This is a genomic window from Alteromonas sp. ABM1_013, assembly GCF_056160505.1.
Window position 1 is genome coordinate 379,460 of record NZ_JBSWXH010000004.1, and the last position, 12,991, is coordinate 392,450.

General features: G+C 45.3%; 11 protein-coding genes. 2 read left to right on the top strand and 9 right to left on the bottom strand.

The annotated features are described in order from the left end of the window. Positions 1 to 35 precede the first annotated feature (35 nt). Positions 36 to 1,394: a bifunctional UDP-N-acetylglucosamine diphosphorylase/glucosamine-1-phosphate N-acetyltransferase GlmU gene (glmU, locus tag ACXAGK_RS13545; RefSeq protein ID WP_474856634.1), complete on the bottom strand. Its 1,359-nt coding sequence runs from the start codon at positions 1,392 to 1,394 to the stop codon at positions 36 to 38. A gap of 232 nt (positions 1,395 to 1,626) precedes the next feature. Between glmU and ACXAGK_RS13550 the strand changes: the two genes are divergently transcribed. Further along, positions 1,627 to 3,048, top strand: coding sequence for a sensor domain-containing diguanylate cyclase (locus tag ACXAGK_RS13550; protein WP_474856635.1), 1,422 nt, complete (start codon positions 1,627 to 1,629; stop codon positions 3,046 to 3,048). 17 nt (positions 3,049 to 3,065) lie between these two features. Here ACXAGK_RS13550 and ACXAGK_RS13555 read toward each other — a convergent pair whose 3' ends face one another. Genes ACXAGK_RS13555 through ACXAGK_RS13565 form a run of 3 tightly spaced genes read right to left on the bottom strand, consistent with a single transcriptional unit; the run spans position 3,066 to position 5,953 of the window. Continuing rightward, the gene (locus ACXAGK_RS13555; protein WP_474856636.1) at positions 3,066 to 3,950 is read right to left on the bottom strand and encodes a DMT family transporter; all 885 of its coding nucleotides are present in this window, start codon (positions 3,948 to 3,950) and stop codon (positions 3,066 to 3,068) included. A gap of 33 nt (positions 3,951 to 3,983) precedes the next feature. Next, entirely contained in the window at positions 3,984 to 4,496 is a 513-nt protein-coding gene (locus ACXAGK_RS13560) for a methylated-DNA--[protein]-cysteine S-methyltransferase (RefSeq protein ID WP_474856637.1), read from the bottom strand. A 2-nt stretch (positions 4,497 to 4,498) separates the two neighbouring features. After that, on the bottom strand, positions 4,499 to 5,953 hold the full coding sequence (locus tag ACXAGK_RS13565; protein ID WP_474856638.1) for a DNA-3-methyladenine glycosylase 2 family protein: 1,455 nt from the start codon (positions 5,951 to 5,953) through the stop codon (positions 4,499 to 4,501). Positions 5,954 to 6,175: 222 nt separating this feature from the next. Between ACXAGK_RS13565 and ACXAGK_RS13570 the strand changes: the two genes are divergently transcribed. Continuing rightward, positions 6,176 to 7,327, top strand: coding sequence for a serine hydrolase domain-containing protein (locus tag ACXAGK_RS13570; protein ID WP_474856639.1), 1,152 nt, complete (start codon positions 6,176 to 6,178; stop codon positions 7,325 to 7,327). A 77-nt stretch (positions 7,328 to 7,404) separates the two neighbouring features. Here the strand turns inward: ACXAGK_RS13570 and speA are convergent, their stop codons facing one another. The 5 genes from speA to ACXAGK_RS13595 form a co-directional block, all read right to left on the bottom strand. Continuing rightward, on the bottom strand, positions 7,405 to 9,315 hold the full coding sequence (gene speA, locus ACXAGK_RS13575; protein ID WP_474856640.1) for a biosynthetic arginine decarboxylase: 1,911 nt from the start codon (positions 9,313 to 9,315) through the stop codon (positions 7,405 to 7,407). 156 nt (positions 9,316 to 9,471) lie between these two features. After that, on the bottom strand, positions 9,472 to 9,897 hold the full coding sequence (locus tag ACXAGK_RS13580; RefSeq protein WP_474856641.1) for an arginine decarboxylase: 426 nt from the start codon (positions 9,895 to 9,897) through the stop codon (positions 9,472 to 9,474). A gap of 187 nt (positions 9,898 to 10,084) precedes the next feature. Then, positions 10,085 to 11,473: an NAD(P)(+) transhydrogenase (Re/Si-specific) subunit beta gene (locus ACXAGK_RS13585; protein ID WP_474856642.1), complete on the bottom strand. Its 1,389-nt coding sequence runs from the start codon at positions 11,471 to 11,473 to the stop codon at positions 10,085 to 10,087. Positions 11,474 to 11,484: 11 nt separating this feature from the next. Next, a complete protein-coding gene (locus tag ACXAGK_RS13590; RefSeq protein ID WP_014951245.1) occupies positions 11,485 to 11,766 on the bottom strand; it encodes an NAD(P) transhydrogenase subunit alpha part 2 in 282 nt (93 codons plus the stop codon). 2 nt (positions 11,767 to 11,768) lie between these two features. Continuing rightward, positions 11,769 to 12,926: an NAD(P) transhydrogenase subunit alpha gene (locus ACXAGK_RS13595; protein WP_474856643.1), complete on the bottom strand. Its 1,158-nt coding sequence runs from the start codon at positions 12,924 to 12,926 to the stop codon at positions 11,769 to 11,771. Between the last annotated feature and the right edge of the window lie 65 nt (positions 12,927 to 12,991).

The window sequence follows — 12,991 nt, forward strand, 5'->3', positions numbered from 1 at the left end:
TTGCTGCTCACGCAGCCTGTAGCAAGGAACATCTTTTACTTTTTAGTAGGTCGCGGCCAATTTTGAATGTTGCGCTGTTTGCAACGGGCAACGGCTAGTGCGTTTTCGTCTACTGTTGACGTGATCACTGAACCAGCACCTACGGTAGCGCCTTTGCCAATGTTTACTGGCGCGACAAGCGACGAGTTTGAGCCGATAAAAGCATTTTCGCCGATGACGGTCTTGGACTTGTTTACACCATCGTAGTTACAGGTAATTGTGCCTGCGCCAATATTCGCTTTAGCACCAACTTCTGCATCGCCTAGGTAGGTTAAGTGATTCGCTTTGGCACCTTCACCTAAAATAGCCTTCTTCATTTCTACGAAGTTCCCCACTTTGGCATTTTTCTGCATTACTGCGCCAGGGCGCAACCTTGCATAAGGCCCAACTGTACAAGCTTCACCAACACTGGCTTCTTCAATAATAGAATTTGCTTCAATCACCGCGTTATCGGCAATAGTGCAGTTGCGCAGAATACAGTTAGCGCCAATAGTAACGTTATTGCCCAGCGTAACCTTGCCTTCAATAATAGCGTTTACGTCGATAATGACGTCGTTACCGGTTTCTAGCTGACCGCGTAAGTCAAAACGCGCAGGATCCAACAAGGTTACACCGTTGGTCATTAGCTCGTCGGCTTGACGGTGTTGAAGCGCGCGTTCTAAGTTCGCTAGCTGCAAACGGTTGTTAACGCCTTCTACTTCTACAGCCGACTGCGGCTGAGCAGACTGAATGCGCTTGCCTTCGGCCGCAGCCATTGCAATAACATCAGTAAGGTAATATTCGCCCTGAGCATTGTCGTTGCTTAAATCGCCCAACCAGCGCTTAAGATCAGCACCAGACATCATCATCATGCCGGTATTAATTTCTTTAATTTCACGCTGAGCTTCAGTGGCATCTTTGTGCTCAACTATCGCGGTAATGTTGTCATTTTCGCGAATAATGCGGCCCATACCTGTTGGGTCGTCTAAATTCACGGTCAACAAGGCTAAGTCACACCCTTCCTTTACTGCCTTTAGTGCGCTCAATGTTTCTTCACGAATAAGTGGTGCGTCGCCAACAAGAACAAGTACGTCTTCATTGTCTTTAATATGAGGCGCTGCTTGCTGAACGGCGTGACCTGTTCCTAATTGTTCGGCCTGTAAGCACCAGTTTAGGTTATCTTCAACAATTGTTTCCTTTAGCTGATCACCGCCATGACCGTAAACCAAATGAATATTGTCGGCACCCAGTGATTTAACGGTGTTGATAATACGTTGCACCATAGGCACGCCACCCACTTTGTGTAACACCTTTGGCAATGAAGATTTCATACGGGTACCTTTACCCGCTGCTAAAACAACCACTGAGAAAGCCATATAATTCCTTTATTTCGCAAAGAGAATGAAAAATCGGAGCATAGTGTAACTAACAGGCAATAATATGTCAGCGATATCTTCATTTCGAGGTCGGGCCGGACAACCTTGCGTTGCGCTTTCGTTCTTCGTTATTTAGTCTAAGTTAAGACAAATCGCCTAGTAGTTCATAATTGCAACAGGTATACTCGCCATCTAGGTAAGGTTCAGCCAGGCAAGGGAGCATGCGCAGTCTGTGAACACATTTCGTACACTACATAGAAGTATTCTAGTGTTATTTGCGGTAGTGGTTATCGCCATTGTGACACTGGTTCATTTCAGTATTTCAAAAATCGTTGCCGAACAAAGTCGAGCGCAGCAACAGTCATTGTCGCCTGCTATTTCGCTTATCGTTGAGCAACTTCTTAAGCCACTACATATTTCTGAAGCACTCGGCCACTCTACCGAACTGGTAGACTTAATGGATGGTGAAACCATAGACCAAGAAGCCGTTTTCAAAACATTGGATCGTCTTGAAAATGAATTCGGTTTATCTTTTTTCATCGCCAGTGAAGCAGACAGAAAGCAATATAATTCTGATGGCAGCATTATTAACCTTATTGAAGGTGAAGTGAGCTGGTACTTCAAATACCGTGATTATCCCGCCGATGCCGTTGCCGATATTGGTAAATGGGAAGACACGCACTTTTATATTGATATAAAAATTCACGATGAAGATGGCCGCTTCTTAGGCTTTTTTGGTGTAGGAAAAAGCTTACGCAGCTTTATTGAAGTATTTGATACCTACAAACAAGAATACGGCTATGACTTCCTATTTGTAGATGGCGAGGGTGACATTATGCTGTCTTCAGACCCAAGCCTTATTGCCTCTTATTCTGATTTTACTAACTTATCTGAGCTCCCTTGGTATGCCAGTCTCCCCATGACTATTCAAAGCGAGCAAGCCTTAAATAATAAGCTAGTTACAATTGACCAAAAAGACTTTCTTATTGCCGAAGTTAAACTGAATCAATTTGGTTGGACTGTGTTTCTTTTAAGTCCGCTTGAAGACCGTCAGGCAGAAATTTCTCAGGCGTTTATCTTTAGCGTGGTAACACTGCTTGTTGTTGTATTCTCACTGTTCTTGCTTATATACAACCTGCTGTACTATTTCAGAAAAGATATGCAGCCAGACTTAGTGGTACGCCATGGCAACCGTCTCCCTGAGAAAGACAATTTACAGCTTATTTATAAAACCTTATTGACCGAGCACAAGTCACTAAGCGTTATGCTGGTAAGCGTTGATGAACTTTCGGAAATAGTTGACGCCCATGGAGGAAACGCAGGCGACGATATTCTCGATAAAGTGGTGTCTTACCTAGCTGAGAACATCCGCGAGCAAGACGTAGTGGGTAGATGGAGTAGCGCCGAGTTTATTATTCTACTGCCTCATACTGGCCCTCACGTAGCGTTTGATATGGCGCAAAACCTGCGACACGGCATCGCTACACTCCCCCCTCTGCAAGATTTACCCGAAGTAGTAATTACTGCTTCTGTTGGTATTTCATATACTGCGTCACCTCGCGCTATGCACGAGGTGACCGCACATGCTGAAGACGCGCTTTATCAAGCTAAACGCGACGGCAGCAATTTGGTAAGAATGCAGCTGATAGACTAAATAAAGCTGGCTTCAGTTTAAGCAGGTTTAACTTTAAGGCGTTTTCGTTTGAGAACGCCTGTGGTTAGCGCCACACCAAACAAAATCATTAAGCCCCCCGCTATGGTTTGAGCTGACAAATGCTCGTGCAAGAAAAGTACGCCCCAAATAATGCCAAATAGCGGCACTAAGTAGGCGACGGTTATTGCCTTTGCCGGGCCAATATCGGCGATAAGTTTGAAATACAATATATACGCGATACCGGTACCACCGACGGCTAGCGCCACAGCGTTTACCCATGCATTCACGCTTGGCATGGTGTCTGGCAGAGTTGCAAGTGCAAAAGGTGCTAACATAATGCTGGCCATAGCCTGGCTGCCTGTGGCCACAACTAAAGGCTTTACCCCTTGCAGCCATTTTTTCATCATACTCGCTGCAATCCCATAGCCTGTTGTTGCTAAAAGTGCAGTTAAAATAGGAAGAAAGCTAATATCTCCCTCTCCAAGCTTTTGCTGACTAATAACGGTAACGCCGACAAAGCCAACAAAAAGACCAACAACCGCTGACTTTGTTAGTCTATCGCCCAACCACAGCCAAGCAACAATAGCCCCAAACATGGGTGCGGTAGCGTTCAAAATAGCGTTAACGCCTGCCTCTAAGTGCAGACTGCTGTAATTGAACAGTACAAAAGGGACGGCGGTATTTGCCAACCCGACTAGTGCTATGGCAAGCCAGTGATGCTTGATATCTCTAACCGAGCCGCGCAATAACAGCAAAGGAAACAGCACTGCCGTAGCTAGCATGGTACGAATTGCTACCAGAACATAAATTCCAAACTCTGGTGCCGCAACGCGCATAAAAATAAATGAACCGCCCCATATTCCTGCTAACACTAACAGTGAAATAATGTCTCTTATTGCCATTTTTTTATAACCCGTTTTTTTACGACCATTTTCTTATGACCACAGTACCCCCTGGGCTCCCTCTAAATTAAGTAAATACTGCTTACGCGGTAAACCACCTGCGTAGCCCGTTAGGGTTTTATTACTACCAATTATACGATGGCAAGGCACTACAATAGCAATAGGGTTACGACCATTTGCCATACCCACGGCCCTAACGGCTTTTGGGTTGCCGATTGCCTTCGCAATATCTAAATAACTGGCCGTTTCACCGTACTTTACTTGCTGTAAAGCCTGCCATACTTGGTTCTGAAACACGGTGCCTTTAGGAGTAAGCGGTAAATCGAATTCCTGAAGCTGCCCATCGAAGTACGCCTTAAGCTGACGACATGCTTCATCGGTAATTGAGTTAGTGCATGAAGGCGTATGGGCGTAAGCCTCATCACCGAGAGCGGTGTATTGCACAGCTTCATCTGCGCTTAAAAACGCGATGGCCGTTACCCCTTCATCAGTCGCTTCAACTTTGAGCGGGCCTTGCACACTATTTACGAAACCGGTGTATATCATGGTTAAGCCTCTTTTTGCTGGTTGCTTAGCTGCCAAAGCTGAAGGGTTAAATAGCTGCGCCATGGCGCGGCCTTATCTGGCTCAATCGGATACTGCTCTGCCACTTTACGAACAATTAAATCGCCCCCAAGATAAATATCTGGGTTTCTCTCGCCACGCATTTTTAAATAATCCAGTGTCCAAGGGCCCACGCCCTTGATTGCAAGGATATCTTCATGGGCTGGCATGCTATCGCCAACAAACAATTGTGCAAAGCTGCGTAACGCGTTTTTTCGCGCCTGTGGCATACGCAAAAACTCTAAATCATTGCTAACTACAGCTTCAGGTGTGGGAAAGCCGTAGTGCTCCCCCGTATCTAGACCAAAGCCGTTAGGTATAGCAGTACTTGATACCCTTTCGCCTAGCTGATGTACAAGTAGCGTTACCTGTCCAATGGCCGCTTTTACACTGACTTGCTGCCCGACAATAGCCCTGCATCCGCTTTCAAATACGCTCCACGCGCTAGGGAGGCGTAGGCCTGATGTTAACTGCTTTTGTGACAGCCCTGCCTGTATTAGGCTTTGCTCTATTAATAGTGGGTCGGCGTGAAGGTCGAGAACCAGCTTTATGTTTTCTATTACGGTATGAAGAGCGCGTAAATCCGGCATATCAATGTGAACTTTGAAGCCGTTGCGCGCCTGATCATGTTCTGCTTTGAAGACACCAACACTGGACTGACTTGAGAAAAAGCGCTCGTAGCTGTTTTCTGTAACTCGCTCCATACCCTCAATGGCGCGCGCAGCTAAAAAATCACGTACATAAGGCCAGTTATACGGAGGGCGATAAGCAAGAAACAAGGATATCGACTTTTGTTCAGCGCTCTGCTTTTTCCTAAGCTGTGTCGGCGAGGTTCCGCAATATTGTTCTACAGCTCGCTGTAATTGTCTAAGTGACTGATAACCTGCGGTTACTGATACATCCGTCATAGACAAATGGGTTTGTTGAATAAGCTGTTTTGCAAACAAAGCGCGCTGCATATTTTGAAACTGTTTGGGCGATATACCTACCGCATTAACGACCAGCTTATTTAAGTAGCGCTCACTTATACCTAGACGGCAGGCAATATCTGCCACACTCTCTATAGGAATGGCAGATAATAGCGATAGCCCTCGACTTACTGTTGCGCCCACGCCTTTCCAAGCCGCAGAACGAGGCGCGCTATCGGGTCTACATCGATAACAAGGTCGGTAGCCTTGCGCCATAGCCTGAATCGCATGTTCGAAATAAGTCACATTCTCTTCTTTAGGCAAGCGCGCTGGACAAATGGGTCTACAAAAAATTCCCGTGGTTTTTACTGCAACGAAAAAGCGACCGTCAAAACGCGGATCTCTGCTCAGCCTCGCCTTTGAAAACACAGACTCAGCGAACTTTTCGCTATCTGAAGCCTCTTCATTTTGCACAACATCGTTATCTAACATAAGTATGCAGCGCCCGCCCTTAACTCGTTACCTGAGCATAGTGTATCGTGTCTTTAATTTGTAAGTGCGACAAAATCAGCACTCTATAAAATCAGGGTTAGTATGGGTGAGTATAATTAGCGACATTTGATCATTGATGCGGCTAAACGCATAATAACGAGATAATAATAATGAACGCCCTGTGAAGTAACCTTGAAATCACAGGCACAATGAGCTGACTATATGCTGAACTCTTCGCGCTTCTCACTACTGAGCCTGGCTCCACTATGGCTATTTGCAACACTTATGGTCATAACGCAAAGTGTTTCTGCTGATTGGTTAGATGACTACGCAAATCACGTTAAAAAAGAAGCGTTAAAATACAATGTCCCTGGATATGCATTTGTGTTTTACGAACAGGGAAAAGCGCCGCGGGTTTACGTTTACGGAAAAACTCGTAAAAAAGGCGGGAAGAGCGTTACCGAAGATACAGTATTCAGGCTAGCCTCTGTTTCAAAAACCTTCACAGCCCTTCTATCTGCCAAACTTGTGGAGAAAAATCAGCTTAGCTGGGAGACCCCCATCTCTACTTTATTACCCGACATTCCTTTTACAGGAAAAGGAATGGCCGCACTTCAGCTTCAACACATTATAGGGCAATCCAGTGGCTTTATGCCTAACGCCTACGACAACCTGATTGAAGCCGACTATTCGCTAGAACGCGTGTTGAAATCTCTGGGTGAGCTTGAACCTTTATGTGCACCTGGCGAATGTTACACCTATCAAAATGCACTTTTCGGGGCGTTGGAGTACTACTTTAGCAACAACAATACCTCCTACTCACGCCAACTTCAGGCCAACCTTTTCTCGCCATTAGGCATGAAGACGGCCAGCGTTGGTAAAGGCGGATTGCTTGCATCACAGTCATGGGCACAACCTCACATTGCTATTGCTAGAAATAAATGGCGTGAAGGCAAAGTTGAAAGCAACTACTACCGCTTTTCTCCCGCTGCAGGTGTTAATGCCAGTATTTCAGATATGACCATTTATTTGCAGGCGCTGCTTGGCGAATTCCCAACGGTGATTTCTGATGAAATGGTAGATTATGTCACAACAAAACGCGTCAGAACCAAGCGTGAAACCTATCGCAGGGGCTGGCGCGGTATGATAGACGATGCGCATTATGGTTTGGGTTGGCGTATTTATGACTTAAATGGCGGCGTGCAGCTTAACTATCATGGCGGCTGGGTAAAAGGCTATCGCGCCGATGTAGCTTTTATGCCCGAGAAAAAAGTAGGCTATGTGATGTTGATGAACGCAGAGTCAAACATGATTAATTCGACAACAGCAGAGCTTTGGAAGCGCTATTTGAAAAAAGCCGACGCAGCTAAGTAGTAGCGGCATCGGCTCTTTAAACCTGCGAAGCTTAAGTATTAAACAATAGCAGGCTCTCGATTACCTGCTATTCAGTCTTATTGCTTAAGGTAAGTGTAACCCGCTAAGCAGTTTTCGTAGAAATCGGTCCAGCGAACCCCTTCGCGCGGATTCAATTTACCGTCCCATACATGCTTATCTATCATTCGTTTAACATCTGACGCCATTGCACGCGGGTTATACTGCATGACGTTTAGCACATCTTCTACTGACGAGCCTTTTACTACTTCTTCAATGTAGAAGTCTTCCGGGTCGTCGTCATAGCTGTAAATATGCACTTCGTTTAAGCGACCAAACAAGTTGTGCATGTCGCCCATTACGTCTTGATATGCGCCCGTTAAGAACAAACCAATGTAATAAGGTTCGTCCTTCTTAAGTGGGTGCATAGGCAGTACGTCAGTAATTTCACGGCCAATCGTGAATTGATCAATTTTACCGTCGCTATCACAGGTTATATCCACTAACGAGCAATTAACCGTTGGCTCTTCATTCATGCGAATAAGCGGTACTACTGGCAGAAGCTGGTCGATAGCCCAGGTATCGGCAGCCGACTGAAACACAGAAAAATTACACAAATATTGAGACGACAAGCTGTAATCTAACTCTTGTAGCTCTTCAGGTACGTATTCTTCGTTGCGATACCACTTCTGTAGGCGACCCATGATATCCCAGTAAAGGGTTTCTATTTTGCCTAGCTCTTCTAACGTAAGTACGCGCAGCTTAAATGCATCGAGCGCTTGCTCTTTATACTGAGACGCATCGTTGTAAATCTCGTGCATATTTGTTTGTTCGTCAAACGTATCGGCAAGTTCACGCATATTTTTCAAAAAGAAGTGCTCGCCTTCTTTTGCAGACGTATCCAGTTGCGAAGCATTAGATTTAATCTCGCCCACAATTTCTGTAATAACGCAACTGTGATGCGCAGTGATTGCACGCCCGCTTTCACTTACCAAATGCGGATGTGGTACACCTTCAAGGTCGCACATTTCCTTCATGCCATAGACAACGTCAGCAACATATTCTTGCATGCTGTAGTTACGCGAAGACTCATTCGTTGAGTTACTGCCGTCGTAGTCGATACCAAGACCACCGCCTACATCAACATAGTCCAGCTCGAAGCCCATTTTATGAAGGTCGGCATAAATACGCGCGCCTTCGGTAACCGCTTCTTTTACTGCACGTATATCGGTTAGCTGACTGCCAATATGGAAGTGAAGCAGCTTCAAGCAATGGGCCATACCCTGTTCTTCAAGGTAGCGAGCTGCGTTAATGATCTCGGTAATGGTCAAACCGAACTTCGCACGTTCGCCACCAGAGCTTTCCCACTTACCACGACCTTTCACGGTCATTTTAGAGCGCACACCGATAATAGGGTCGATGTTAAGCTCTTTTGAAATTTTCACGAGTAAAAGCAGCTCGGTGTACTTCTCCACTACCACAACTACTCGACGACCAAGCTTTCTACCTAACAATGCAAGACGCATTACTTCGTCGTCTTTATAACCGTTTAGAATGGTCAACGACTCTTCGTTGGTATTCATGGCAAGTACGGTAAGAAGCTCGGCTTTAGAACCGGCCTCCAACCCGTAATTATAAGGCTTGCCTGCATCAACAATCTCTTCAACCACTTCACGCATTTGGTTAACTTTTACCGGATACACACCTTGGTACTGGCCTTGATATTCGGCTTCTTCGATTGAGCTTCTGAAAGCTTTATTCAAACCGGCAACTTGCGAGCGCAATATGTCGTGGAACCGCACAACAACAGGGAACTGTACACCCTCTTTGCGGATATCTTCTATTACCGAATTAAAGTCGATTCGAATGCTAGGATCTTCAGGAACAGGGGTAATATGGACATTGCCATTTTCACCAATTTGAAAATAGCCACCACCCCATTGAGACACGCCATAGACGCGCTCCGCTTCTTCGATGCTCCAATCTGACAATTTATTCACCTATGTGTAAGTGGGCTAGGTTTATACCTAGCAAAGTAAGTGCGAAAATAAGCAGCGTATTATAGACAACACAAGGCTGAACGCGAGTATTGTTGCGATGTAAAATATCTATTGTCGCGACTAATTTTGTTTATCGAACGCTAACTTTTAAGTGTCTATCCATGTTTGAACATAGTCTATAACTATCTTGTCTGCTTTTGCTTCACAATACGCTATAAACTCTGAGATATTTTGAGTACGCTCAAGCTCAAAACCCAGATTAATTTGCGGCGATTTAAAAAACTTCTGCGCAATATGTTCAGCATCAGTCTCATCATCTTCTAACCATGTCTCGCTAAGTTGGCTTCGCCGATCTAACTTTATCGGTGCTTTTATTTGATTGAAGGTATCGGAATTGGGGACTTGCCAACCGCGCATGTCTACAAATAGGTGGAAGGGTCTACCTTTACGGGTTTTCAAGCAGTCAGAAAGTTTAGCGAGATACTGAATGTTTGTAGACATATCCCACTTGCCACGAAGTGTGACCAAAATACAATTTCTGAATGGCTCAATATGAAAAGGGGTCGTAGACATTTATTCGTACATCTCTATGACTATATGAATAATAAACTCAACTGCTATAGCTCCTACATAGTAGAGTTGAAAAGCTTAAACTACAACTAAAGTTGAATACATTGTGATTACGTTTCATACTCAAGAAGTAAAAAGACCTGCATTTACGCAGGTCTTTAAACGTTGTTAATAGAAGATAGACGCCGTATTAATCGTCCCCGAACTCACGAATAATACTGTTGATGGTGTCTTTAGCGTCACCTAGCACCATGCGCGTGTTATCTTTGAAAAACAGCGGGTTGTCTACACCGGCAAAGCCAGCATTCGCAGAGCGCTTAAGTACAAAGACGGTTTTTGCACGATGGGCTTCGATAACTGGCATACCGTAAATAGGGCTACCTTTCATTTCTTTGGCCGCAGGGTTAACAACATCGTTCGCGCCGATAACGATAACCACATCATAGTTTTCCATACGCGGGTTAACGTCATCCATCTCGTAAAGTTGGTCATAAGGCACGTCAGCTTCTGCCAATAACACGTTCATGTGACCCGGCATACGCCCTGCTACCGCGTGAATGGCATAATCAACCGTACAGCCGTTTTCTTCTAATAGAGACTGAAGCTCACGCACCGCGTGCTGCGCTTGCGCAACCGCCATACCGTAGCCAGGCACCACCAGTACTGCTTGCGCGGCCTCTAATACATAAAATGCATCTTGCGCGGCCAATACTTTAATTTCGCCTTCTATTTTTTCACCCGCTTCTACTGGCTTCGCAAAGCCAGACAACAGCACATTCATCAAAGAGCGGTTCATGGCCTTACACATAATATTGGTAAGAATTAAGCCTGAAGCACCCACTAGTAAACCGGTAACAATCAATATTGTGTTACCAGTAGCGAGACCTGCCGCAGACGCCGCGACACCTGAGTAGCTATTTAAAAGTGCGATAACCACCGGCATATCTGCACCACCAATTGAAATGGTCGCCCACAAGCCAAAACTTAGTGATAACGCAATAGCACAGTAAATCCAAAGTGGATTGCTTGGGTCAGTAGTGAAGAAATAACCAATCACCACCATGCCAATTAGGTGCAAGATGCTTAACTCGCGAAGCCCTGTGAAAATAACGGCTTTAGAACTCATTTTCCCGGACAATTTACCCCAGGCTACCACCGAGCCAGAGAACGTAATACCCCCAACTAAAATAGTGAAAAACAAGGTAATAAAGGTAAACGCGCTTTCAGTTTTAAGGGTAATCTGGCTCATTCCGGCTAATGTTGCCCAACCCAGAAGCAATGACGCTGCACCACCAAAGCCGTTAAATAACGACACCATTTCCGGCATTGCCGTCATTTCAACGGTTTTAGCTTTCCACGCACCAAAAGCGCCGCCAATTACAAAACCTAACAGAATATAGTGGTAGCTAATAATTTGCTGATCAAGCAGGGTAACAACCACAGCAACCAGCATACCTATGGCAGAGATGAAGTTACCTTTCTTAGCTGTATCTGGATGGCTAAGTAATTTAAGACCCAAGATAAATAGCGCCGCAGCAACTACATACGCAAGGTTTATTACAGTTACGATATCACTCACTTGCGTACTCCTTATTTATCTTTTTTCTTAAACATGCCAAGCATGCGGTCGGTAACAAGATAACCGCCCACTACGTTTATGCTGGCTAGCGCCACCGCGGCCGTACCAAGAATGGTGGTTAGCAAGTTATTGTCGCTACCCGATGCGACTAATGCGCCTACTAACGTAATACCTGATATAGCGTTAGAGCCTGACATCAAAGGCGTATGTAACGTAGCAGGCACTTTTCGAATTAACTCAAACCCCAAAAAGGCAGCCAGTAGTACAATGAAAAGTAAATAAATGATTTCCATGATTAGGCTCCTTTGTATGCGTTGTTAAGCATGTCGTTGGTTATGTTGCCGTCGTGGGTAATTACACAGCCAGCTAGAATGTCGTCTTCTAGATTCAGCCCAAAAGTTTTGGTTTCATCATCAAAGAACTCATCAATAAGGTTGTAGATGTTATTGGCGTACATGTCGGTAGCCGCTTTAGCTACAAACTGACTCCAGTTACCGTTACCGATTACCTTTACACCGTTAACTTCTACGGTTTCGCCAGCAACCGAACCTTCAACGTTACCACCCGATGTAGCCGCCATATCTACAACCACACTGCCAGGCTTCATTAGTGCTAAGGTATCTTTTGAAATTAATACAGGTGGTTTGCGACCAAATAGTTGAGCAGTAGTTATAACAATGTCAGAGTCAGCAATCGCGTCGCGCTGGGCTTCTTGCTGCTTCGCTTTTTGTTCGTCTGTCAGCTCTTTTGCATAACCGTCTTTCGTTTGGCCTGTTTCACCAATGTCGATTTTAAGGAATTTGCCACCAAGTGACTCTACTTGCTCTGCCACTACCGCACGGGTGTCGTAAGCTAGCACGTTTGCGCCTAAACGTTTCGCCGTTGCTATTGCTTGAAGGCCCGCTACGCCTGCACCAATAATAAATACCTTCGCAGGCTTTATGGTACCTGACGGTGTCATCATCATAGGGAGTATTGATGGCAACTGGTTCGCTGCCTGCATTACCATGACATAACCTGCAAGACTCGCTTGCGAGCTCAATGCATCCATTTTCTGAGCGCGAGAAGAACGAGGGATCATTTCTACAGAAATGGCGGTCAGCCCTTTTTCTGCAATAGATTCAATAAGCGGTTGCTGAAAGAAAGGGTCAAGATGGCCTACCACAATGGCCCCTTTTTTCATCAACGCTAGCTGTGCATCGCTAGGTTTATTCACCGCCACCAGCATATCTGCTGTTGATAATGCATCATTCACATCATCGGTGATAGTTACGCCTACATCTTTGTATTCTTTATCTGAATACCCTGAGTGCACGCCCGCCCCCGCTTCTAGCAGTAAGGTCGCCCCTTTTTTCACCAGACGTTGAGCGCTACTTGGCGTAGCTGCACAGCGCTTCTCTACATTATTGAGCTTATCCGGCGCTTTTGACTCATTTAATATTATGATCTTCACACATACACCTCCTCACTTGTTGGCAATTTGAGAATGACACCAACCTTATGCAGCACAGCCATTTA

What these genes read in the sequence shown, in the direction of transcription:
- ACXAGK_RS13580 (WP_474856641.1), bottom strand. Translation starts at nt 9,897, where the DNA reads ATGTCTACGACCCCTTTTCATATTGAGCCATTCAGAAATTGTATTTTG.
- glmU (WP_474856634.1), bottom strand. Translation starts at nt 1,394, where the DNA reads ATGGCTTTCTCAGTGGTTGTTTTAGCAGCGGGTAAAGGTACCCGTATG.
- ACXAGK_RS13570 (WP_474856639.1), top strand. Translation starts at nt 6,176, where the DNA reads ATGCTGAACTCTTCGCGCTTCTCACTACTGAGCCTGGCTCCACTATGG.
- ACXAGK_RS13555 (WP_474856636.1), bottom strand. Translation starts at nt 3,950, where the DNA reads ATGGCAATAAGAGACATTATTTCACTGTTAGTGTTAGCAGGAATATGG.
- ACXAGK_RS13590 (WP_014951245.1), bottom strand. Translation starts at nt 11,766, where the DNA reads ATGGAAATCATTTATTTACTTTTCATTGTACTACTGGCTGCCTTTTTG.
- ACXAGK_RS13560 (WP_474856637.1), bottom strand. Translation starts at nt 4,496, where the DNA reads ATGATATACACCGGTTTCGTAAATAGTGTGCAAGGCCCGCTCAAAGTT.
- ACXAGK_RS13565 (WP_474856638.1), bottom strand. Translation starts at nt 5,953, where the DNA reads ATGTTAGATAACGATGTTGTGCAAAATGAAGAGGCTTCAGATAGCGAA.